A 21,350-nucleotide genomic window follows, 5' to 3' on the forward strand; every position below is an offset into this window, starting at 1 on the left:
ACGATGTTTTGAAGAGCATATTTTGAGTTTGTTGACACGGTTTTGCTGCAATGCGGTAGCATTGGTGCAAGAGGGCCCGCTTCGAGAACGGTGGAACAGCGGTGCCAGGGTCCCGGGGTGACGTCGCGTTTTCTTTCGTCGCTTCCCTGACATCCCCACAGTTCGGCAACAAGAAAGATGGAGCAACATGACGGGAATTGCATCGACGACCGCCAATCTCGCCCTGTGGCGGATGCAGTGGGATACGCTGTTCTCGCTGCCGCATCTTCTGGATGATGGCGAGGTCGGCAGCGACGAAGGCTGTCGCATCTCCGAAGTCGAACATTTCGGCGACAATCCCGGCAACCTGCGTATGTTTCAGTATGTCCCGCACGATCTCCCGCCCGGCGCGCCGCTGGTCGTGGTGCTGCACGGCTGCACCCAGACCGCGGCGGGTTACGACCGCGGTTCCGGCTGGTCGTATCTGGCGGAGCGGGAGGGCTTCGCCGTGCTTTTCGCGCAGCAGCGCAACGAGAACAACCCCCGCCGCTGCTTCAACTGGTTCCGCGTGAGTGATATCGAGCGCGACGCGGGGGAAGCCGCGTCCGTCAGGCAGATGGTGACCTTCATGACGAAGGCGCATCAGATCGATCTCAAGCGGATATTCGTCACCGGCCTCTCCGCGGGCGGCGGCATGACGAATGTCATGCTGGCAGCCTATCCGGAAGTGTTCGCCGCCGGCGCCGTCGTTGCGGGGCTTCCCTACCGCTCGGCCACCACGGTGCACGAGGCGCTGCAGGTGATGATGGAGGGCAGCAGCCGCACGCCGGAGGAGCGGGGCGACGACGTTCGCCGGGCATCGCCGATTGGCGACCTGACGGAGAGCCGCATTGCCGTGGAGTGGCCGCGCATCGCCGTCTGGCAAGGGCTCGCCGACGATGTGGTGAGGCCCTCGAACGCCATGGAGATCGTCAAGCAATGGGCCAACGTGCACGGCCTCGACGAGCTGGCGAGCGATGAGGACGAGATCAAGGGCAACAGGCGGTTGCGCTGGCGTGGCGCCGAGGGGCAGATCCTGATCGAGGCGGTGGCCATCGAGCACCTCGGCCATGCCGTGCCGATCGATGCCGGACGCACCGACATCCATGAGCAGCCAGGGCCGCATTTCGCCGATATCGGCCTCTCTGCAACGGAAGAAATTGCCCGCTTCTTCGGCCTGCTGGAGGAACCCGCGCACGTGGTCGCAGACGGCGGCAAGCGGCAGGTCGCCGGCCATCCCGCAGCCGCTTCGGCGGCTTTGCCTGCCTCGCGTAGCAGGCGGGGCAAGGGCGCGCGCGTGCTGCGCTTGCGGGAAGGCGGAGCAGCCGGGCGCCGTCACGAGGCGGAACAGGCGGCGGGCGAACCCGCCGTCGCCGCGCCGCCGGAGGAGGCTGCGCCGACAGCGCTGCCCCCACCCGAGCCGCCGGCGGCGGCTGTGGCTCTCCCCGTGGCTCTCGCGGTGCCCTTGCCCACGGCGCAGGCAAGCGCCGGGGGGCAAAAGGATGAAGCGCCGCAACGTCCGGAGACGGCGGAGCCATCGGCTGATAGCGGGGATGTCCGGCCGGAGGCGCCCGACCGCAACGCCGGGAAGAGCCTGTTCCTGCGTGTTCTCGGCGCGCTGGGACTTTCAGGCGACAAGTAAGATTCCGGAGATGCCGGCATTTGCGCCGGACTGCTTCATATTCCCGATAGACTCATACTTAAAAACAGCATGTTCCGGTTGCCGGAACCGATCGCGCCCCCTGTCCGGCGCGCCACTCAGCCGGCCATCCGCGCTTCCGTCGGGCTGATGTCCCGCAGCACGTAGCCGCGCCCCCACACCGTCTCGATGTAGTTCGTGCCCTCCGAAGCATTGGCGAGCTTCTTGCGCAGCTTGCAAATGAACACGTCGATGATCTTCAGCTCGGGCTCGTCCATGCCGCCGTAAAGATGGTTGAGGAACATCTCCTTGGTGAGCGTCGTTCCCTTGCGCAGGGAAAGCAGCTCCAGCATCTGGTATTCCTTGCCCGTCAGGTGCACCCGCGCGCCGCTGACCTCGACGGTCTTGGCATCGAGGTTGATGACGAGATCGCCGGTGGTGATGACGGATTGCGCGTGACCCTTCGACCGGCGCACGATGGCGTGGATGCGCGCGACGAGTTCGTCCTTGTGGAACGGCTTGGTGAGATAGTCGTCGGCGCCGAAGCCCAGGCCCTTCACCTTGTCCTCGATGCCGGCGAGGCCGGAGAGGATCAGGATCGGCGTCTTGACCTTCGCGACACGCAGGCTGCGCAGGACTTCGTATCCCGACATGTCCGGAAGGTTTAGATCGAGCAGGATGATGTCGTAGTCGTAGAGCTTGCCAAGGTCGACGCCTTCCTCGCCAAGATCAGTCGTATAGGCGTTGAAATTTTCGGACTTCAGCATCAATTCAATGCTTTGCGCGGTAGCGCTGTCGTCCTCAATGAGCAATACGCGCATGGCCTCGTCCTTAACCTCGTTGCCGAGGCTCCCTGTGCTGTTGGCCCTGAGACAATCGGCGCCAATGACGGGTGTCCCCGGCGGCGTCGCGCAGTCTCATCCCACTTCAACCCGAAACGCTATGCTGTAATGGTTAACAAACCCTGATTCGTGCTGGCAAGTTATTTACGCGGGAGGTTCACTCTTTCGGTGTAAATCTCTATGCGGGAAAAATGGGCACGAATGAGCTTCATGACGTTTCAAGGTTCTGAATCGGGCTAACCGATTCTATTGATTCATTACTTCACCGCCGTCGCGCTCCATGGGTCGTCCGACAGGACGTCGCATGGGCCGCGTCAGCCGCGTCGGGGGATATTCTTAACGACAGCGGTAAATGAAAGGTTGACGCGCCGCACACAGACGAATCATTCGTTGACGAATGTGGACATCTGCGGGCAGCGCCGGGCGGGGCCGGCGCTGCGGCGGTTCCGTCAGGGGCGTCAGGGCGGGGGCGCCCAGCGCAGCACGGGCTGGCGCGCCGCCCGGGTTTCGTCGAGCCGGCTGCGCGGCGCGTAGTGGGGGGCGCCGGTGAAACGCTCTGTCTCGCCCGCCAGCGCGCTGTGGGCGAGATCGCGCAGCGTGGCGATGAACAGGTCGAGAGAGGCCTTCGACTCGCTCTCCGTCGGCTCCACCAGCATCGCGCCGTGAACCACGAGCGGGAAGTAGACCGTCATCGGGTGGTAACCCTCGTCGATCAGCGCCTTGGCGAAATCGAGCGTGGTGACGCCGGTCCCCTTCAGCCAGGCGTCGTCGAACAGCACTTCGTGCATCGTTGGCCGGTCGAAGGCGACGGACATCAGGTTGCCGAGGCTGGCGCGGATGTAGTTGGCGTTCAGCACCGCGTCTTCCGACGCCTGCCGGAGGCCGTCGGCACCATGGGACAGCATGAAGGCGAGCGCGCGCACGAACACGCCCGCCTGCCCGTGGAAGGCGGTGAGGCGGCCGAGCGGCGCCGCACCCGCCTCGCGCGCCGACGCCTCATCCTCCACCAGCGTGAACGTCTCTCCGTCCTGTTTCAGGTAGGGCAGGGGCGCGAAGGCCGCAAGCCGGCCGGAAAGCGCGACCGGCCCCGCGCCGGGACCGCCGCCGCCGTGGGGTGTCGAAAACGTCTTGTGCAGGTTCAGGTGCATGGCGTCGACGCCGAGGTCCATCGGCCGCACCTTGCCCATGATGGCGTTGAAATTCGCTCCGTCGCAATAGAAGAAGGCGCCGGCCTCGTGCACGGCATGGGCGATGGCCCGGACGTCGCGCTCGAACAGGCCGCAGGTGTTGGGGTTCGTCAGCATGATGGCGGCCACGTCCGGCCCCAGTGCCGCGGCGACAGCTGCCGCATCCACCGTGCCGTCCGCGCGTGCCGGCACGGGGCGCACGGAGAAGCCGAGCAGCGCGGCCGTCGCCGGATTGGTGCCGTGGGCGGAATCGGGCACCAGCACGACAGTGCGGGTCGCCGCCTCGCCACGCGCCGCGATTGCCGCCTTGATCGCGGCCATGCCGCAGAACTCTCCGTGCGCGCCCGCCTTGGGCGGCAGCGCGATGGCCTCGGCGCCCGTCAGCTCCCGCAGCCAGCGGGACAGCTCGTCGAACAGCGCCAGTGCTCCCTGCACGGTGGAAAGCGGCTGCAGGGGGTGAATGTCGGCGAAGCCGGGCAGCCGTGCCAGCGCCTCGTTGAGGCGTGGATTGTGCTTCATCGTGCAGGAGCCGAGCGGGAAGAGGCCCGTATCGATGCCGTAGTTCTGCTGGCTGAGGCGCACGTAGTGGCGCACGGCCTCCGGCTCCGAGAGGCCCGGCAGGCCGATGCCGTCCTGCCGCGCCAGCCCGCCCAGCCGCGGCGCGAAGGCGGTGGGCTCCTCGATATCGACACCGGTCGTCCCGACGCGGCCGATCTCGAAGATCAGCGCTTCCTCCTGCGCCAGCGCGCGGTTGCCGGTGAAGGTGCCGCGCGTGTCGCTGTCGTCGCCGTTCCGCACGGGAGCAGTGGGGCGGCCCTGATCGTTCAGCATCACAATACCTCCCTGAGGCCGTCCGCGAGCGCGGCGCGGTCGTCCGCCGTGTTGAGTTCGGTCGAGGCGACGAGCAGCAGGTCGTCGAGCCCCGCGTCCGGCAGCAGGCGCGACACCGGCACGCCCGCGAGGATGCCGCGCCCGGCGAGTTCCTCCACGACGTCGGCGGCCGCGCGCGGCAGGCGCACGGTGAATTCGTTGAAGAAGGTGCCGTTCAGCACCGCGACGCCGCCGACGGTGGCGAGCGCCTCGGCGAGCGCGACCGCGTTGGCGTGGTTGACGAGCGCAAGCCGCCGCAGCCCCTCCGACCCCAGCAGTGTGGCGTGGATGGAGAAGGCGAGCGCGCACAGGCCCGAGTTGGTGCAGATGTTCGATGTCGCCTTCTCGCGCCGGATATGCTGTTCGCGCGCCGACAACGTCAGCACGAAGCCGCGCCGGCCGTCGGCGTCGAGCGTCTGCCCGGCGAGGCGGCCCGGCATCTGGCGCAGGTACTTCGTCCGCGTGGCGAACAGGCCGACATAGGGGCCGCCGAAGTTGAGCGCGTTGCCGATCGACTGTCCCTCGCCGACGACGATATCCGCGCCCGTCGCGCCGGGCGGCGTGACAAGCCCGAGGGACACCGCCTCCGTGAACACGGCGACGAGCAGCGCGCCGCGTGCATGCGCGGCTTCCGCCACCGCCCGCAGGTCGCGCAGGTTGCCGAACACATCGGGCGTCTGCACAACGACGCAGGAGGTGTCGTCATCGATATGCGCCGCGAGATCCTCGCCCGCGGCGACATCGGGCGGCAGCGTGACGGTCGCATGGCCGCCCAGCGACGAGACGGTGCGCACGACCTGCGCATAATGGGGATGCAGCCCGCCCGACAGCACCGCCTTGCCGCGGCGGGTGAGGCGGTGGGCCATCAGCACGGCCTCGGCCGCCGCGGTCGAGCCGTCGTACATCGAGGCGTTGGCGACCTCCATGCCGGTGAGCGCGGCCACCTGCGTCTGGAACTCGAACAGCATCTGCAGGGTACCCTGCGCGATCTCGGGCTGATAGGGCGTGTAGCTCGTCAGGAATTCCGACCGCTGGATGAGATGGTCGACCGTGGCCGGCACGTGATGGCGATAGGCGCCCGCACCCACGAAGAACGGCACCGAGGCGGCCGGCACGTTGCGGCCGGCAAGCGCCCGCAGGTGACGCTCGACGGCGAGCTCTCCCTGATGGCGCGGCAGCGGCAGGTCGCCGCTCAGGCGGTTCTCCTGCGGGATGTCCGCGAACAGGGCGTCGATGGAATCGATGCCGATACGCGCCAGCATCTCGGCGCGGTCGGCGTCTGACAGCGGAAGGTAACGCATGGGAAACAGCCTTTCTGGCGGGAACCTGTCGGCGGGAGACCGCGCGCCGGACGCGGTTTCGCGATCGCGGGTTCAGGCCAGATCGCGGATGTAGTCCGTGTAGGCGGCCTCGTCGAGCAGTTGCGCCAGTTCGCCCGCGTCGGCCAGCTCGATCTTGAAGAACCAGCCGTTGCCGAACGGATCCTCGTTGACGATGGCGGGATTTTCCTCCAGTGCCGTGTTGATGGCGACGACCTTGCCGGAAGCCGGCGCGAAGATCTCGCTTGCCGCCTTCACGCTCTCGACGACGGCCGCTTCCTCGCCTGCCTTGAGCACCCGCCCGATCTCGGGCAGCTCGACGAACACCACGTCGCCGAGCGCGGACTGGGCGTGGTCGCTGATGCCCACCGTCGCCACGGCTCCGTCGTCGATGCGGATGTATTCGTGATCCTTGGTGTAACGGATGTCGGTCATGCTTTTCTCCGGAAGCTCATGTTGGCGGATGCCTGTGCGGCTCTTCGTTGTTTATCGGCGGTAGCTGTGCGCGACGAACGGCAGCGGGACGACGGTGCCGGCGATGGTCTTGCCCCGCACGTCCAGCCCCAGCGGGGTGCCGACGCGCGCGCAATCGCTGACGACGTAGCCCATGGCGATCGGCCCGTTGACGGTGGGGCCGAAGCCGCCCGAGGTGACCTCGCCGACGAGTTCCCCCTTGCTGTCGTGGATGGCGGTGCCTTCCCGCGCCGGCGTGCGGCCCTGCGGCAGGATGCCGACGCGCTTGCGCAGCGTGCCGTTTTGCAGCTCCGACAGAATGCGGCGGTGGCCGGGAAAGCCGCCTTCCTCGCGCCGGCGTTTCTGGATCGACCAGGCGAGGCCGGCCTCGACGGGCGAGGTTTCCTCGTTGATGTCGTGTCCGTAGAGGCAGAGGCCGGCCTCAAGGCGCAAGGAATCGCGCGCACCGAGCCCGGCGGGCTTCACCTCCGGCTCATTGAGCAGCAGGTCCCACAGCGCCGCCGCCCGGTCGGCGACGACCGAAAGCTCGAAGCCGTCCTCGCCCGTGTAGCCCGAGCGCGTCGCCGACACCTCTATGTCGCCGATACGCGCCGACGCCAGGCCCATGAACGGCTGCTCCCGCAGCGCGGGCGCGAAACGCGCGATCACCTCCACGGCAAGCGGCCCCTGCAGCGCCAGCAGTGCCCGGCCGGGGTGGGGAACGAGCCGCACGGCCGCCGGCAGGTTGAGCGCGAGGTGGCGGAAGTCGACCTCCTTGCGCGCTGCATTGACGACAAGATAAAGGCGCCCTTCCGAGGACGGATCGGCCGAGCGGCTTACCATCAGGTCATCAATGATGCCGCCCTGCTCGTTGAGCAGCTGCGTGTAGCGCTGCCGGCCGGGCGCGAGGCCGAGGATGTCGGCGGGCACGCAGGCCTCCAGGGCGCGGGCCGTCGTCTCGTGGTCCGGGCCGGCGAGCGTGGCCTGCCCCATGTGCGAGACGTCGAAGAGGCTCGCCGCCTGGCGCGTGTGGCGATGCTCGGCGAGGATGCCGTCCGGATACTGGACCGGCAGCGCGTAGCCCGCGAACGGTACGATGCGCGCGCCGAGCGCCTCGTGACGCGCGAAGATCGGAGTGGTCAGCAAATCGTCGGTCGCCATGGTTCCCCCTTTTTTGATACCGGCTGCCGACGGGCCCTATCGCCGGGGCGCGCCTAGGCCGATCTCGATCAGCACGTTGGACGTATCCTCCGGCAGCGGGAAGCCTTCCTCCACGATGCGCGTCATGGCCTGCGCCTCGCCCGCCGGAATGGTGATCGAGACCTGCCGCGTGCGGGTGGAGAGAACAGTGTTGTCCCGCTTGATCGAGATGCGCAACGGCGCGGAATAGGTGCCGGGCCCGCCTGTAGGGCCGAGCAGCGCCAGCACCTCCACGCCCACGTTCACCGTGTGCCTGCCATCCGGCTGCGGAATGCACTCGCGCGCCGTCGTCCGGATCGCGAGCTGATAGCGCAGCGACCGTCCCTCGCCCGAGCGCACGGCCGAGCCGCCCTCGAAGACGTCAAAACGCGGGCAGGCGATGACCTCCGGATCCGGCGGCATTTCCGGCGGCACGGTGGCGCCGCCATAGAGCAGGAAGTTCTTCAGGCTGGAACCGCCGCCGTCCGCGCCGCTTCCCGAGGACTGGCAGCCGGCGAGCAGCAGCGCCGCGCCGACCGCCGCGGCCGGCAGCAGCCGGCGCAGGACCGGCACGCCGGCTTTCGTGCCGCGGGAGGTGATGCGTGATCCGGTGTCAATCATGGTCGCCTCGTCGACTGTGCGGCATGGACCTGAAAGGCGCACGCCCTGGTGCGGATAAAATTGCCGCGCAACGGATGTCCGGCGCGAAACGTGTTCCCGGTCGGCCGCATGCCGCCGCCGCCCGTGCGGGGGGATCAGGGCAGGGCGTCGAAGCCGGCGTTGAAGCCCTGGAGCGCGACCGGGATGCCGACGCCCTCCTCCGGCGTCTGGAACACGATGAAGGTGGCCGTCTTGCCGGCCTTGAGCTGGCCGAGGAGGGTGTCGTCCATCACCACTTCGGCGATGCACCCGGTGTTGAGGCAGCGCACGAAGCCCGCGCGGCCGACATCCGTCTGGTCGATCTTCAGGCCGAGCCCGGCGGGCAGCAGCACGCCGAGGGGCGCCACGACGCGCAGCAGGCGGCTCTTGTTGTCGGCGGTCTTGAGCACGATCACCAGCAGGGTGATATTGGGCCGGTCCTCGGCTGCGACATTTTGAACCAGGGCGCATTGTTCGGCCGATGCGCCGGGCGGCGTCTCGCACCGTAGCTGCCACTCGCCGTGCGTGGCGCGCACCACGCCCTGCGCGGCGGCCGGCGTGCCGGCGGCGCAGACGAGCCCGGCGAGCGCGACGGCGGAGACGATGGGGCGGAACATGCGCTTCACTTCCAACATGCGCTCACTTCCCTGGGGTCTGGGTCACGTTGCCGGAGGGCGGCATCCGCCCTCCGAAAAAGATTCGATGCACGGACGATCATGCGTGAAGGCGCTCCGCATGCGGAGCGTCGCCGCATCCGGCGCACCGGGAGAACGCGAAGAGATAGAACCATTTCCCGTCCGCGTAAATTCAGGAAATCGTCGCCTGGCCCGAATTTCAGGCGGAAATCGTGTCGCGCCACCACATATCCGCCGGACTGCTTCGCATCGGTATATGATTCGGGGCTGGTTAACCACGGTTATCGCCCGCCATCCGGCCTTGCCGGGCGTCTCCGCCGCCGGAGCGCTTCCTGCCCGACGGACGGGCCGAACGGCCAGGCTCATGTTTTTCAAGCATTCCAGAGTGGGAAGCCGTGGAAGCGCCGGCTAAGGGCGCGCGAAGGCGCTTTATCCCTGTTGCACCGGGCGCTTTGTTGTGATCTTTGATAAAGCTCAAAAGTAGTAGCAGGGGAGGGGAGATGGTATTCTCGCTTGCCCGTGCGTCGAAGGCTGTTTAATCGGGCAGCCGGGATAACCGGTCCGGCGTTAACCGGCCCAAGGGACAAGGGATGAGGATCGCTCGCCTCACCGCTAACGGGAGCATCGGACGAACGATGGGCAAGACGTTTTTTCGTTTGCGGTCGCTGACGGCGCTGATCGCGGGTGTCGGGGCTATGGCCGGGCAGGCGCAAGCGGCCGAGGGCCAGCCTTCGCCGTGGCAGATCAGCCTGCAGACGCCGGTGACGGAAGTCGCGCACGCCATGCATGATTTCCATAACCTTCTGTTGTGGATCATCGGCCTGATTGTGGCCTTCGTGGCGGCGCTGCTGCTGATCGTGATCCTGCGTTACAACGAGAAGGCCAACCCCACCCCGTCGCGGTTCTCGCACAACTCGCTTCTGGAGGTGGCGTGGACCGTGGTGCCGGTGCTGATCCTCGTCGTGATCGCCGTGCCGTCCTTCAAGCTCCTGCGCCAGCAGCTCATCCTTCCGCCGAGCGACATCACCGTCAAGGTGACGGCGCATCAGTGGTACTGGACCTACGACTATCCCGAGGACCAGGGCGGCGGCTTCGGCTTCGATTCCAATTACATTCCCGCGGACCAGCTTCAGGCCGGACAGCCGCGCCTGCTCGCCGTTGACAACGAGCTGGTGTTGCCGGTCAACAAGACCGTCCGCGTGCAGGTGACGGCCGCCGACGTGATCCACGCCTTCGCGATGCCGTCCTTCGGACTCAAGATCGACGCCATTCCCGGGCGCCTGAACGAAACCTGGTTCAAGGCGGAGAAGGAAGGCATCTACTACGGACAGTGCTCGCTGATCTGCGGCCAGAACCACGCCTTCATGCCGATCGCCATCCGCATCGTCAGCGAGGAGCGCTATGCGGAATGGCTGGCGGAGGCGAAGACGAAATTCGCGGCCAACGATAATAACGGCCGGCCGACGATGGTCGCCAGCCGGCTGGCTTCACGATAGACTGAAACCATCCAGGAACGCCGCGGGCGGAACATTCCAAGGAGGAGCTTGACCATGGCTTCTACAGTAACGGCGCATGACGCGCATGAGCACGCGCATCCGACGGGCTGGCGGCGCTGGGTGCTCTCGACCAACCACAAGGACATCGGCACGCTGTACCTCATCTTCGCGCTCAGCGCGGGGCTCGTCGGTGGGGCGCTGTCCATCCTGATGCGTATCGAATTGCAGTCCCCCGGCCTGCAGCTCTTTTCCAACGGGCAGCTTTTCAACGTGGTCGTGACTGGCCACGGGCTGATCATGGTGTTCTTCGTCGTCATGCCGGCGCTGATCGGCGGCTTCGGCAACTGGTTCATCCCGATCATGATCGGCGCGCCCGACATGGCCTTCCCGCGCCTCAACAACATCTCGTTCTGGCTGCTGGTGGCTGCGTTCTCGCTGCTCGTCATCTCCATGTTCGTGCCGGGTGCTCCGGGCAGCCTTGGCTTCGGTGGCGGCTGGACGGCCTATCCGCCGCTCTCCGTGTCCGGCCATCCGGGTCCGTCGTTCGACTTCGGCATCCTCGCGCTGCATATCGCGGGCGCGTCGTCGATCCTGGGCGCGATCAACTTCATCACCACGATCCTGAACATGCGCGCGCCGGGCATGACGCTGCACAAGATGCCGCTCTTCGCCTGGGGCATGCTGGTGACGGCCTTCCTGCTGCTCATCTCGCTGCCGGTGCTGGCGGGCGCCATCACCATGTTGCTCACCGACCGCAACTTCGGCACGACGTTCTTCGACCCCGCGGGTGGCGGCGACCCGGTGCTCTACCAGCATCTGTTCTGGTTCTTCGGACACCCGGAAGTGTACATCATGATCCTGCCGGCCTTCGGCGTGATCTCGCACATCGTGTCGACCTTCTCGCGCAAGCCGATCTTCGGCTATCTCGGCATGGCCTACGCGATGGTGGCGATCGGCGTCGTCGGCTTCATCGTCTGGGCGCACCACATGTATACGGTCGGCCTGTCGCTCGACACGCAGCGCTACTTCGTGTTCGCGACCATGGTGATCGCGGTGCCGACGGGCATCAAGGTCTTCTCGTGGATAGCCACGATGTGGGGCGGCTCCATCCGCTTCACCGCGCCCATGGTGTGGGCGATCGGCTTCATCTTCCTGTTCACGGTGGGCGGCGTGACCGGCGTCGTGCTGGCGAACGCGGGCATCGATCGCGAGCTTCACAACACCTACTACGTGATCGCGCACTTCCACTACGTGCTGTCGCTCGGCGCGGTGTTCGGCATCTTCGCCGCCTGGTACTACTGGTTCCCGAAGATGTTCGGCTACGTCATCCCGGACTGGATTGGCAGGCTGCACTTCTGGATGGCCTTCATCGGCGCCAACGTGTTGTTCTTCCCGATGCACTTCCTCGGGCTCGCCGGCATGCCGCGCCACTATGTCGACTACCCGGACGCCTTCGCGGGATGGCACTTTGTGGCCTCGCTCGGCTCCTACATCTTCGCCCTCAGCCTCGGCGTCTTCTTCTACGGGCTGTGGGTCGCGTATGCTCGCAAGGAGCGCGCGGCGGACAATCCGTGGGGCGAGGGTGCGACGACGCTGGAATGGACGCTGTCATCGCCGCCTCCGTTCCACCAGTTCGAGACGCTGCCGCGCATCTCGGGCGGCGGTCACTGAACGGGCAGACGGTTGCGGTTTGGCGGATAGTTGATGATGACGGTTGTAACGGATGGATGGCCGCAGCAGGAACGGGCGATGGCGTCGCCCGTCCAGCCCCCGCTTGTCTCGACGGGGAGCGTCGGCGACTTCGTTTCGCTGCTGAAGCCGCGCGTCATGTCGCTGGTGGTGTTCACGGCGCTCGTCGGCATGCTGGTGGCGCCGGGAACCGTGCATCCGGTGGTGGGGGCGATCGCGCTGCTCGCCATCGCGGTCGGGGCCGGCGCCTCCGGCTGCCTCAACATGTGGTGGGACGCCGATATCGACGCGGTGATGATGCGCACGCGCAACCGGCCTATCCCGGCCGGGCGCATCACGCCGGATGAGGCCTTCACCTTCGGCATGATCCTGGCGTGCGGCGCCGTCTTCGTGCTCGGCATCGCCACCAACTGGTTCGCCGCGGCGTTTCTCGCCTTCACCATCTTCTTCTATGCGGTGATCTACTCCGTTTGGCTGAAGCGCTCGACGCCGCAGAACATCGTGATCGGCGGTGCGGCGGGGGCGTTTCCGCCCATGATCGGCGAGGCGGCCGTCACCGGCTCGGTGAGCGTGGACGGTCTGGTGCTGTTCCTGATCATCCTGCTGTGGACGCCGCCGCATTTCTGGGCGCTGGCGCTCGTCAAGTCGGAAGACTACGCGCGCGCCGGTGTGCCGATGATGCCGAACGTCGTCGGGCAGGCGTCGACGCGGCTGCAGATCCTGCTCTACACGCTGGTGCTGGTGCCGGTGGCGACGCTGCCTGTGTGGCTCGGTTCGGGCCATGCGCTCTACGCCGCGGTGGCGGGCTTCGGCGGCGCGGGCATGCTATGGCTGGCGTTCCGGCTCTGGCGGCGCGGGGGGGATGCCGCCAGTCTGAACGCCGTCGGCGTGAGGACGGCGTGGCGCCTGTTCGGCTTCTCGATCCTTTATCTTTTCCTGTTGTTCGCCGCCCTGCTCGCGGAGCATGCGCTGGGCAGGCTGGTTCCGGGCCTTGGCGCCATTTCGGGAGGGCATCTGCTGTGAGTGGCGGAGCGACGCATGGCAAGCAGGGTGCGGACAAGACAGTGCCGGCAGGCGCGCCGGAGGGTGTGCGGCTGTCTCCGGAGGAGCGCCGCCGCCAGCGCGCGCGCAACGTCGCCATCGGACTCGCGCTGGGCGGGCTGTTCGTGCTGTTCTATATCCTGACCATTGCCCGGCTGGGTTCAAACGTTTTCAACCGGCCGCTGTGACGGCCTGCGAGGGGACATGAGCGAACAGGAGCCGCAAACGCATCGCGAACTTTCCGTCAGGGCGCGCCGCACGGCGCTCGTCTGCGTGGGCGTGGTCGCGGGCATGTTGGGCCTCGCGTTCGCGTCGGTGCCGCTCTACCGGCTGTTCTGCCAGGTGACGGGCTTCGCCGGCACGCCTGTGGCGGGCGTCAAGTCCGACGGCAGCGTGTCCGACAGGCGCATCGCGGTGCGGTTCGACGCCAATGTGTCGCCCTCCATTCCGTGGCGGATCGTGCCGGAGACGCCCGTGGTGACGGTGCGGCTCGGGGAAACGCACACCGTGTTCTACGAGCTGACGAACAGGAGCGACAAGCCGGTGACCGGCGTCGCCACCTACAACGTGCAGCCCGATCAGGTGGGGCAGTACTTCGTGAAGCTCGACTGTTTCTGCTTCGAGGAACAGACGCTGGGGCCGGGCGAGACGATCATCGCCCCGGTGGTATTCTTTATTGATGCCGATCTCGACAACGAGCGTGACCTGAAGGGGCTCGACTCGATCACGCTTTCCTACACCATGTTCCCGGTTAAGGACGGCAAACCCCTGTCATCGTCGGCATCCATCAACGATTCTGCAGGGCGGAAAAGGCTGTGATGCCGCGAGGCGCCAGCGACGAATTCGGAGACCGGAAAATCATGGCTCAGGCTCACGCGAAACATCACGATTACCATCTCGTCGACCCGAGCCCCTGGCCGGTCATCGGTTCTTTCAGCGCGTTCATCCTCGCGGTGGGCGGCATCATGACCATGAAGAGCCTGGCGCTCGGCGGGCTGCACATCGGCCCCTACGTGTTCGGCGCGGGCATCATCGGCGTGCTGTATACGATGGCCGCGTGGTGGACGGACGTGATCACCGAAGCGCAGCGTGGCGACCATACCCGCGTGGTGCAGATCCATCACCGCTACGGCATGATCCTGTTCATCCTCTCCGAGGTGATGTTCTTCGTGGCGTGGTTCTGGGCCTTCTTCGATGCCAGCCTGTTCCCGGGCGAGGCCATCCAGTTCCAGCGCGCGGAGGTGACCGGCGGGCACTGGCCGCCGCAGGGCATCGAGACGCTCGATCCCTGGCACCTGCCGCTGTTCAACACCCTCATCCTGCTCACTTCCGGCACCACGGTGACGTGGGCGCACCACGCGCTGCTGGAGGACGACCGCGAGGGACTGAAGCAGGCGCTGTGGCTGACGGTCGCGCTCGCGGTGCTGTTCACGTTCGTGCAGGCCTATGAGTACGGCCACGCGACGTTCGGCTTTTCCGGCAACATCTACGGCGCGACGTTCTTCATGGCGACGGGCTTCCACGGCGCGCACGTAATCATCGGCACGATTTTCCTCGCGGTCTGCCTGCTGCGGGTCTATCTCGGACATTTCACGCGGACGCAGCATCTCGGTTTCGAGTTTGCGGCGTGGTACTGGCACTTCGTCGACGTGGTGTGGCTGTTCCTGTTCGTGGCGATCTACGTGTGGGGTTCCGGCGGCAGCGGCGGCCACTGAGACCGTCGGCCGACCATGGACGAGCGGCGGACGGAGAAACGGCAACCATCCGCCGCCGGCAGCGCGGCTTCGGACGGGCCGGCGTGGCGGGCCCTGCTGGCGCCTGGCATCTTCACGCTCGCCGGCGTGATCATCCTCGTCGTGCTCGGTGTCTGGCAGCTTCAGAGGCTGGCGTGGAAAGAGGCGCTGATCGCCCGCATCGAGGCGCGCACGCATGCCGCGCCCGTTCCCGCGCCGGCGGAGGCCGAATGGGCGGCGTGGCAGCGCGACGAGGCGGAGTACCGCCCAATCACCGCGACGGGCGGGTATCTTTACGACCTGCAGGTCTATGTCCACGGCAATGCGCAGCTCGACAGACGCGGCGGCGGCAGCGCGCTGATGGGCTATTTCGTGCTGACACCGCTGAAGCAGGCCGACGGCAGCATCATCATCGTCAACCGCGGTTTCATACCGGTGGAGCTGAAGCAGGACGCGGCGGCATTCCGCCAGTGGTCCGACGGCGACCGCCGTGACGGCGCGGTCACGGTGACAGGTCTGCTGCGCGCGCCACAGGAGCGCGGCTGGTTCGTGCCGGCGGATGTGCCGGAGGCAGGTGAGTGGTTCACACGCGATCCGCAGGCCATCGCCCGTGCCACGGGGATGACGCGCGTGGCGCCTTTCCTGATCGACGCCGTCGAGGCAACCGGCGAGGGCACTGCGGCCTGGCCACGCGGCGGGCTGACGGTGGTCAGCTTTCCGAACAACCATCTCGACTATGCCTTCACGTGGTTCGGGCTCGCCGTGACGCTTGCGGCCGTCTTCACGCTCTACGCGCGCCGGTATCTCGCCGACAAGGAGCGCCGGCCGCCACGAGAAGGGTGACTCGCGTGGAATGCAGCCGGTCAGGTGTGGAAAACGATATTTCCCGCTTGACCCGCAGCACAGGAAAGGTAAAAGCACAACATGCATAGCGATGACGGATGCGCCATAGGCGTACTGTGCCGTTATCGGAATGGTTGGCCGCTTTAGCTCAGTTGGTAGAGCACATCATTCGTAATGATGGGGTCAGGTGTTCGAGTCACCTAAGCGGCACCAAAACTCCCGAAAAAATTCCGATAGATAGCCATCGCGCTCGGTGTAACGCCGGTAAGGCCCTTCAGGGGATGAAGGTTGCCCCGCTTCAGGTAGACGAGATGCACATGGTGTTGGGCGACGAATCGCCGAAGCGACGCCAGCTACGGGCGCGCTTCGAAGGCGAGGCGAATGAGATGGGTTGCGATATCTCCCGGCCACTCAGCGACACAATGCTCCAGCATCTTGCGATCATCTGCGAAAAGGGCACGAGCAGCCTCATCATAATTTGGCAAGTCGCCGGCGATCCCTAACATGAATTGGTAGGCAGCCTCCTGCGCAATTCGTCGTTGCCGGGAACCGCCATTTCGTTTGGCTTCATCAACGAGCCGCCGGAGAACGGCGGAGGCGCCGCCCGGTTGCGCCGCCAGCCAATCCCATTGTCGCGGCAGCAAGGTCACCTCACGGGCCACCACGCCTAATTTTGGCCGTCCCCGCCCTCGTGGTTCCGAAGCGTCTGCCCTTGGCAACTCTGATGGTTCGCTCGATCGAGCCGCAGAATGCTCGGCAGATTGCTGCGCGGAACGCGATAGCCTTTCAATGATCTCGGCCTTGGAGCCGCGCAGATCAAGATCAATTACACGTCCCGTCAAATCGTCGAACACCAGAACTGCGCGCGTGGCGTCGGTTTCGATCGTCGCTTTTACAGCGAGGGCGACCTCGATCAACGGCCCGGACAATAGCAGCCGATAACCGTCGAATGCGGTGCAGGGTTTCGAGAGATAGTCAGGCACTGGTCAACTCCATATGATCACGGGCATTAAATACCCGGATAAAATTCTTGCGTCAATATAACCCGGATAATATTATCGCTGCCGGTGCGCTTCTCGGCGAGGCCGTTTGCGGAATCGGGAATTGATCGGGGTATTAAGATGAACAGCGAAAAGAGGAAGGCGGCAGTTGCCGCCTACAAGGAGCGCAAGGTGGTGGGTGGTGTTTATGCCATTCGCTCTGCCGTCTCTGGTGATATCTGGATCGGCCAATGGCCCGATATAGAAACCATCCAGACACGCATATGGTTCGCACTTCGGCAAGGTACTCATCCAAGACCGGATTTGCTGGCCGCGTGGCGTCAATACGGCGAAGCTCATTTCAATTTCGAGGTCATTGAAAAAATCGAAACCGATGAGTCTCCTTATATACGCGACAAGAACCTGAAGGAGCGAGCGCTCCACTGGCGAACGAAGCTGAACGCCAAAGCTATGTGAGCACGGCAAGTCTTTCGCGCCAATCCCGGGCGGTCACCGCGCGGTTATTGGCATGGCCTTCATCAGAGTTCAGGCCTAATAGCCGGGTGTGCGATGAAATGCGGGCGCTGGAGCCACGCTGTCAAATGTGCGGCCCTGGCTGCTGTCAACCTTGTTGATCCAGACCGAATGCGGCGTGATGGATCACTTCGCCGCTCGGTTCAGTGGCATCGAACGGCAAGGCCTGAACTACCTCTGACGGGCAGCCATCTATCCGCAACCCCGGAAACGCCCTGAAGCCGAAACGACCATAATATCCGGGGTCGCCTACCAAGGTCGCGCCCGGGCAGGTCGCCCTCAATCGAAGGATCGCCTCGGCCATCAGGGCGCTGCCGATCCCCTGCCGGTGCCTCGACGGCAAGACCGCAAGGGGGCCGATCAGGCCCCAGCCGTCCTGCGATCCAATCCGCGCCTTCGAGGCGGCGAGATAGCCGACCACCTCACTACCGTCTTCGGCCACGAGCGACAGGGTAAGGGCATCCTCTGCCCGCAGCCTGTCAACGATGGCCGCCTCGGTTCCGGTGGATTGCGGCAGCATCCGCATGGCCTCGGTCACAACCGCACGGATCGCCGGGGTGTCACTGGCGATTTCGTTTCGGATCAGCATGTTATGTTCCTTGATTGTCAAGTTGCGCGTGTACGGCAATGCGTCCGCGTTTCAAGATGTGATATGGGCTGCCGAATTTTGAGCGAATTCTGATCGGAACGCGCTCCAGGCACAAGCGGGACATCGTGCTGTCCTGCTCCCCGTCTCGGGCATTAACGATATCAAGCCCTTGGCGGCGCGGTCAGCGGTCACGCAAGCGGCGCCACTTTCCCCAAAATTGTCATGATCGCTCAGGTGGTTGGTGCCAATGCTTTCGTACGGGCGGGGGCTTGACTTCCTTCATGCCCTGACCCAATGCTCTGCTTATCCGAGGGGTGCACCGAACGGTGCTGAGATGGCGGCGAGCCGGACCCTTGAACCTGATCCGGTTCGTACCGGCGTAGGAACGGAAAGCCCCGCTCTGCACAAGCGGCGGCCCATATCCTTTTCCTGGCATTGGACAATCCGGATCGTCACTGGCGCGGCAAGGCTCTGGCCGGTTCGCGCCGCGCGGCTGATGCGGAGTCGATGTCGTGGTTTTTCTGTCTTTTCGCCCCTTCGCCGACCCCGGCCACCCGCGCGCGAGGCGTTGAACGGCATGGCGCGGACCGGCGCGGCGTTGCGCACCCTGATCGCGCTGATTCTCGTCTGGCAGGGCGCGGTCTGGGTGTTCCAGCCTCCCCGTTACATCCTGCCGTCCGTGGCCGACGTCGCTGCCGTGTTCGGCGCACAAGCGGGCTATCTTGCCCGTCACAGCCTGACGACGGTGACGGAAATCGCGCTCGGCTTCGTTTTCGGCACGAGCTTCGGCGTGCTGGCGGCGTTCTTTGTCGCCGCGGTGCCAAGACTCGGGCGGCTTGTATGGCCGATGCTGCTCGTGCTGCAGGCCCTGCCGGTTTTCGTCATCGCCCCCCTGCTGGTCGTCTGGTTCGGTTTCGGCATGCTGTCGAAAGTGGTTATGACGACGATCATCATCTTCTTCCCCGTCGCCTCGGCCTTTGCCGATGGCCTGCGCCGTGTCGATCGCGACATTCTCGATGCAACGGCGCTCACTGGCGCCAGCCATTGGCGGACGCTGGTCGATATCCGCGTGCCGCTCGCCCTGCCGGCGCTGATGACGGGCTTGCGCGTTGCGGCGCCGCTTGCCCCGCTCGGCGCGGTCGTCGGCGAATGGGTGGGAGCCTCGGCCGGCCTCGGTTTCGTGATGGGGCAGGCGAATGCCCGTATGCAGACGGCGACAGCCTTCGCTGCGATGGCGATCATCGCGGCGCTCAGTCTCGCGCTGCGTGCGCTTGTCGACGAGGTGGCCCGCCGCGTCGCGCCGTGGGCGCATGAGCAGGAGTCGTGACGCTCTGCTTCCTGAAACCCGGGCGCCGACTGCGGGAGCGCCCCGTCGACCCGTTTTCGCATCAAAGGAGGAACCGATGAGAAAAATCCCCCTGCTCGCCATCGCGCTCGGCGCTCTGGCGCTGGCCGTGAGTACCCCCACCCGTGCGGCGGACAAGCTGACAGTCCTGCTCGAATGGTTCGTCAACCCGGACCATGCGCCCCTCGTTGTCGCTGACCGTCTGGGGCTGTTCGAAAAGGCCGGGCTCGATGTCGAACTCGTTGCTCCCTCCGATCCGTCGTCCGTGCCGCGTCTCGTGGCCGCTGGCCAGGCCGACGTCGGCGTTCATTACCAGCCGTCGCTCTATCTCGACCATGCGGCCGGCCTGCCCATCGTCCGCTTCGCGACGCTCGTGGAAACGCCCCTGAACGGTATAACCGTCCTTGCCGATGGCCCGGTCAGGACGCTGGCCGATCTCAAGGGCAGGAAAATCGGCTATTCGGTGTCGGGCTTCGAGACAGCGCTTCTCGGCAGGATGCTCTCCAGCGCCGGCGTTGTCATGGATGACGTCGAACTGGTCAACGTCAACTTCGCGCTTACCCCGGCGCTCATCGGCGGCAAGGTGGATGCGACCGTTGGCAGCTACCGCAATTTCGAGCTGACGCAAATGCGGCTGGAGGGGCGTGAAGGCCGGATATTCTATCCCGAAGAGCACGGTGTGCCGACCTATGACGAACTCATCCTCGTTACGCGCCGGGCGCTGGAGGGGGACGACCGCCTGCCCCGCTTTCTTGCCGCAGTCGAGGATGCAACGCTTTATCTGACCAATCATCCGGAGGAAGCGCGGAAACTGTTCGTTGCCGCCTATCCGGACCTCGATAACGAGCTTAACCGCCGGGCGTGGTTCGATACGCTGCCGCGCTTCGCCCGGCGTCCCGCCGCGCTCGACCGGCGACGCTACGAACGCTTCGGCGCGTTTCTCGTTGAGCAGGGGCTGATCGGGAAGGCGCCCTCGCTCGACGATATCAATATCGACGTTCGCTGAACGTGCCTCGCTGCCGCAGCCGGCGGCCCTTATGCGGGGCGCGCCGCCGTCCGCGCGGCCGCGTCATGGTTCTCGCCGTTCAGCGCCAATACCCGTAACGGCCTCGATAGTAGTAGCCTGGCCGCGGCCCATATACAGGACGAGCGCGGTAGACGCGCGGCTGATAATAGTAGCCCGGCCGTGGCCTGTAGTCTTGGCGCTGGTAACGATATCGCGGCGCCGGGACGACGCGGGGTGCCGGGTAGGCATACCGCTCGCTATAAACTCTGCCATAGCCGTCATGATAGACCGGCCCCGGGCCGTATCCATACGAGACGCATCCGGATAGCAGTACACCGGCGACGATGACAGCCATGCTGCGCAGAAGACGTGGAAATCTCATGGCGAGCCTCCTCCCTCTCCTTATCCGGTGAGTGAACAGCCCTTCTATGGCGATATAGGGGCGGCCAACACCGCGAGGCATGGCCGCCCTCACATCCGGCCCCGCGCAGCAAAGGCGCGGGCGAGGATGGAGCTGTCGCGAGGGACTGTTGTTTCCGCAAGCGGAGGCGAGCAGACCGGGACGCTTCTCGACAGGTTACGCCTGGCCACTTCTACGTTTCGCCGAAACGCAAAAATAGCCTGTCATTTTGTTTTTACATATTTCCGGGCGCAAGCGCAGCGTCTGCTTTTGCTGGAGTTGCTCTTGTCGAGAAGCGTCATTGCTTTGCTTGATGAATGCGCCTGATCTCGAAGCCGGGATCTGTTGATGAAAAGGCCCCGGTGTGTGGGCGCGGCTTACGGGTTCCCCGCTCTCTGCGGAAAATTCAGTGCGCCGAGGAAGCGTTCAATCTCTTCGCGAACGCCATCCCTGATTGCATTGTCGTGTTCTGCGACCGCTTCTGAAAAGCTGGCGCGCGAAAGATCGTCTATGGAGGCGGCTTTCAGATTCTCGATGAAGAGCCGCGGATCATTGGTTTCAAGAGCTCTTCTGCCGACAAGCCCCTGAACCACAATGCGGAGTGCAGTCAGTTCGGTGAAGAGATGGGAAATCTTGCTGTTCTGATCGCTCATTCGGTTACTCCTGATCGATTGACGCCGGGAGCGTAATCGAACCGCGACGAGAGTCCAGCATTCAGTCAGCATGGCAGGGCCGCAGATCTCCGCGCCATGACCACAGGGCGGCCGATGCGAAGCCGGCGCCGCTGTGTGTGCTTCAACCCCGCACTGCGCGGGGTTTACCGGTGTCCGAAGCCTGTCCCGGAGAAAACGACGGCCGGTCAGGGCTGGCCGCCTGTATTCCGGAGCTAGAACGGAACCGTTGTCAGGTTGTT

Annotated in this window: 21 protein-coding genes, 1 tRNA gene and 1 riboswitch; of the genes, 12 read left to right on the top strand and 10 right to left on the bottom strand. The window is 65.3% G+C overall.

Features of this window, described 5'->3' with window-relative positions:
- Positions 1-187 precede the first annotated feature (187 nt).
- Positions 188-1,660, top strand: a complete 1,473-nt coding sequence (locus FHS82_RS01405) for an extracellular catalytic domain type 1 short-chain-length polyhydroxyalkanoate depolymerase (protein ID WP_166947954.1) — start codon at positions 188-190, stop codon at positions 1,658-1,660.
- A gap of 116 nt (positions 1,661-1,776) precedes the next feature.
- Here the strand turns inward: FHS82_RS01405 and ctrA are convergent, their stop codons facing one another.
- From ctrA to FHS82_RS01440, 7 genes are all read right to left on the bottom strand, one after another.
- The gene (gene ctrA / locus FHS82_RS01410; RefSeq protein WP_166947956.1) at positions 1,777-2,478 is read right to left on the bottom strand and encodes a response regulator transcription factor CtrA; all 702 of its coding nucleotides are present in this window, start codon (positions 2,476-2,478) and stop codon (positions 1,777-1,779) included.
- 479 nt (positions 2,479-2,957) lie between these two features.
- The gene (gene gcvPB / locus FHS82_RS01415) at positions 2,958-4,517 is read right to left on the bottom strand and encodes an aminomethyl-transferring glycine dehydrogenase subunit GcvPB (protein ID WP_166947957.1); all 1,560 of its coding nucleotides are present in this window, start codon (positions 4,515-4,517) and stop codon (positions 2,958-2,960) included.
- Positions 4,517-5,857 (bottom strand): aminomethyl-transferring glycine dehydrogenase subunit GcvPA, encoded by a 1,341-nt coding sequence (gene gcvPA, locus FHS82_RS01420; protein ID WP_166947959.1) that lies wholly within the window; start codon positions 5,855-5,857, stop codon positions 4,517-4,519. Before gcvPA ends, gcvPB begins: the two co-directional genes overlap by 1 nt.
- Positions 5,858-5,929: 72 nt before the next feature.
- A complete protein-coding gene (gcvH, locus tag FHS82_RS01425; RefSeq protein ID WP_166947961.1) occupies positions 5,930-6,310 on the bottom strand; it encodes a glycine cleavage system protein GcvH in 381 nt (126 codons plus the stop codon).
- A gap of 51 nt (positions 6,311-6,361) precedes the next feature.
- Entirely contained in the window at positions 6,362-7,489 is a 1,128-nt protein-coding gene (gene gcvT / locus FHS82_RS01430; RefSeq protein WP_166947963.1) for a glycine cleavage system aminomethyltransferase GcvT, read from the bottom strand.
- A gap of 36 nt (positions 7,490-7,525) precedes the next feature.
- Positions 7,526-8,128, bottom strand: a complete 603-nt coding sequence (locus FHS82_RS01435; protein ID WP_166947965.1) for a hypothetical protein — start codon at positions 8,126-8,128, stop codon at positions 7,526-7,528.
- 134 nt (positions 8,129-8,262) lie between these two features.
- Entirely contained in the window at positions 8,263-8,763 is a 501-nt protein-coding gene (locus FHS82_RS01440; RefSeq protein WP_246225023.1) for an invasion associated locus B family protein, read from the bottom strand.
- A gap of 653 nt (positions 8,764-9,416) precedes the next feature.
- Between FHS82_RS01440 and coxB the strand changes: the two genes are divergently transcribed.
- From coxB to FHS82_RS01480, 8 genes are all read left to right on the top strand, one after another.
- Complete coding sequence (gene coxB, locus FHS82_RS01445) at positions 9,417-10,277, top strand: cytochrome c oxidase subunit II (protein WP_166947969.1); 861 nt, start codon at positions 9,417-9,419, stop codon at positions 10,275-10,277.
- 54 nt (positions 10,278-10,331) lie between these two features.
- A complete protein-coding gene (ctaD, locus tag FHS82_RS01450) occupies positions 10,332-11,948 on the top strand; it encodes a cytochrome c oxidase subunit I (protein WP_166947971.1) in 1,617 nt (538 codons plus the stop codon).
- A gap of 78 nt (positions 11,949-12,026) precedes the next feature.
- On the top strand, positions 12,027-12,989 hold the full coding sequence (locus tag FHS82_RS01455; RefSeq protein WP_166948881.1) for a heme o synthase: 963 nt from the start codon (positions 12,027-12,029) through the stop codon (positions 12,987-12,989).
- Entirely contained in the window at positions 12,986-13,195 is a 210-nt protein-coding gene (locus FHS82_RS01460; RefSeq protein ID WP_166947498.1) for a hypothetical protein, read from the top strand. Before FHS82_RS01455 ends, FHS82_RS01460 begins: the two co-directional genes overlap by 4 nt.
- A gap of 16 nt (positions 13,196-13,211) precedes the next feature.
- Positions 13,212-13,826, top strand: a complete 615-nt coding sequence (locus FHS82_RS01465; RefSeq protein WP_166947973.1) for a cytochrome c oxidase assembly protein — start codon at positions 13,212-13,214, stop codon at positions 13,824-13,826.
- A 41-nt stretch (positions 13,827-13,867) separates the two neighbouring features.
- On the top strand, positions 13,868-14,722 hold the full coding sequence (locus FHS82_RS01470; RefSeq protein ID WP_166947975.1) for a cytochrome c oxidase subunit 3: 855 nt from the start codon (positions 13,868-13,870) through the stop codon (positions 14,720-14,722).
- 15 nt (positions 14,723-14,737) lie between these two features.
- Positions 14,738-15,583 (top strand): SURF1 family protein, encoded by an 846-nt coding sequence (locus tag FHS82_RS01475; protein ID WP_166947977.1) that lies wholly within the window; start codon positions 14,738-14,740, stop codon positions 15,581-15,583.
- A gap of 137 nt (positions 15,584-15,720) precedes the next feature.
- Positions 15,721-15,796: transfer RNA gene (locus FHS82_RS01480), tRNA-Thr, on the top strand.
- 140 nt (positions 15,797-15,936) lie between these two features.
- Here the strand turns inward: FHS82_RS01480 and FHS82_RS01485 are convergent.
- Entirely contained in the window at positions 15,937-16,566 is a 630-nt protein-coding gene (locus tag FHS82_RS01485) for a DUF2239 family protein (protein WP_166947979.1), read from the bottom strand.
- 138 nt (positions 16,567-16,704) lie between these two features.
- Here FHS82_RS01485 and FHS82_RS01490 point away from each other — a divergent pair, with 138 nt between their 5' ends.
- Entirely contained in the window at positions 16,705-17,040 is a 336-nt protein-coding gene (locus FHS82_RS01490; RefSeq protein ID WP_166947981.1) for a GIY-YIG nuclease family protein, read from the top strand.
- Positions 17,041-17,185: 145 nt separating this feature from the next.
- Here FHS82_RS01490 and FHS82_RS01495 read toward each other — a convergent pair whose 3' ends face one another.
- Positions 17,186-17,686: a GNAT family N-acetyltransferase gene (locus FHS82_RS01495; protein ID WP_166947983.1), complete on the bottom strand. Its 501-nt coding sequence runs from the start codon at positions 17,684-17,686 to the stop codon at positions 17,186-17,188.
- Positions 17,687-17,986: 300 nt separating this feature from the next.
- Positions 17,987-18,089, top strand: a riboswitch (TPP riboswitch).
- 174 nt (positions 18,090-18,263) lie between these two features.
- On the opposite strand from FHS82_RS01495, the gene FHS82_RS01505 reads away from it, so the two are divergent.
- Positions 18,264-19,013 carry an ABC transporter permease gene (locus FHS82_RS01505; protein ID WP_166947987.1) on the top strand — a complete coding sequence of 250 codons (750 nt, stop codon included), beginning with the start codon at positions 18,264-18,266 and terminating at the stop codon, positions 19,011-19,013.
- Positions 19,014-19,089: 76 nt separating this feature from the next.
- Positions 19,090-20,037, top strand: a complete 948-nt coding sequence (locus FHS82_RS01510) for an ABC transporter substrate-binding protein (RefSeq protein WP_166947989.1) — start codon at positions 19,090-19,092, stop codon at positions 20,035-20,037.
- A 777-nt stretch (positions 20,038-20,814) separates the two neighbouring features.
- Here FHS82_RS01510 and FHS82_RS01515 read toward each other — a convergent pair.
- A complete protein-coding gene (locus tag FHS82_RS01515) occupies positions 20,815-21,090 on the bottom strand; it encodes a hypothetical protein (protein WP_166947992.1) in 276 nt (91 codons plus the stop codon).
- Positions 21,091-21,350 lie beyond the last annotated feature (260 nt).

The sequence above is a fragment of the Pseudochelatococcus lubricantis genome, from assembly GCF_011762225.1.
Classification (GTDB): Bacteria; Pseudomonadota; Alphaproteobacteria; order Rhizobiales; family Beijerinckiaceae; genus Pseudochelatococcus; species Pseudochelatococcus lubricantis.

What these genes read in the sequence shown, in the direction of transcription:
- FHS82_RS01515 (WP_166947992.1), bottom strand. Translation starts at nt 21,090, where the DNA reads ATGAGCGATCAGAACAGCAAGATTTCCCATCTCTTCACCGAACTGACT.
- FHS82_RS01495 (WP_166947983.1), bottom strand. Translation starts at nt 17,686, where the DNA reads ATGCTGATCCGAAACGAAATCGCCAGTGACACCCCGGCGATCCGTGCG.
- FHS82_RS01470 (WP_166947975.1), top strand. Translation starts at nt 13,868, where the DNA reads ATGGCTCAGGCTCACGCGAAACATCACGATTACCATCTCGTCGACCCG.
- gcvH (WP_166947961.1), bottom strand. Translation starts at nt 6,310, where the DNA reads ATGACCGACATCCGTTACACCAAGGATCACGAATACATCCGCATCGAC.
- gcvPB (WP_166947957.1), bottom strand. Translation starts at nt 4,517, where the DNA reads ATGCTGAACGATCAGGGCCGCCCCACTGCTCCCGTGCGGAACGGCGAC.
- ctaD (WP_166947971.1), top strand. Translation starts at nt 10,332, where the DNA reads ATGGCTTCTACAGTAACGGCGCATGACGCGCATGAGCACGCGCATCCG.
- gcvPA (WP_166947959.1), bottom strand. Translation starts at nt 5,857, where the DNA reads ATGCGTTACCTTCCGCTGTCAGACGCCGACCGCGCCGAGATGCTGGCG.
- FHS82_RS01455 (WP_166948881.1), top strand. Translation starts at nt 12,027, where the DNA reads ATGGCGTCGCCCGTCCAGCCCCCGCTTGTCTCGACGGGGAGCGTCGGC.
- coxB (WP_166947969.1), top strand. Translation starts at nt 9,417, where the DNA reads ATGGGCAAGACGTTTTTTCGTTTGCGGTCGCTGACGGCGCTGATCGCG.
- FHS82_RS01475 (WP_166947977.1), top strand. Translation starts at nt 14,738, where the DNA reads ATGGACGAGCGGCGGACGGAGAAACGGCAACCATCCGCCGCCGGCAGC.
- FHS82_RS01465 (WP_166947973.1), top strand. Translation starts at nt 13,212, where the DNA reads ATGAGCGAACAGGAGCCGCAAACGCATCGCGAACTTTCCGTCAGGGCG.
- FHS82_RS01490 (WP_166947981.1), top strand. Translation starts at nt 16,705, where the DNA reads ATGAACAGCGAAAAGAGGAAGGCGGCAGTTGCCGCCTACAAGGAGCGC.
- FHS82_RS01405 (WP_166947954.1), top strand. Translation starts at nt 188, where the DNA reads ATGACGGGAATTGCATCGACGACCGCCAATCTCGCCCTGTGGCGGATG.
- FHS82_RS01510 (WP_166947989.1), top strand. Translation starts at nt 19,090, where the DNA reads ATGAGAAAAATCCCCCTGCTCGCCATCGCGCTCGGCGCTCTGGCGCTG.
- FHS82_RS01505 (WP_166947987.1), top strand. Translation starts at nt 18,264, where the DNA reads ATGGCGCGGACCGGCGCGGCGTTGCGCACCCTGATCGCGCTGATTCTC.
- gcvT (WP_166947963.1), bottom strand. Translation starts at nt 7,489, where the DNA reads ATGGCGACCGACGATTTGCTGACCACTCCGATCTTCGCGCGTCACGAG.
- ctrA (WP_166947956.1), bottom strand. Translation starts at nt 2,478, where the DNA reads ATGCGCGTATTGCTCATTGAGGACGACAGCGCTACCGCGCAAAGCATT.
- FHS82_RS01435 (WP_166947965.1), bottom strand. Translation starts at nt 8,128, where the DNA reads ATGATTGACACCGGATCACGCATCACCTCCCGCGGCACGAAAGCCGGC.
- FHS82_RS01440 (WP_246225023.1), bottom strand. Translation starts at nt 8,763, where the DNA reads ATGTTCCGCCCCATCGTCTCCGCCGTCGCGCTCGCCGGGCTCGTCTGC.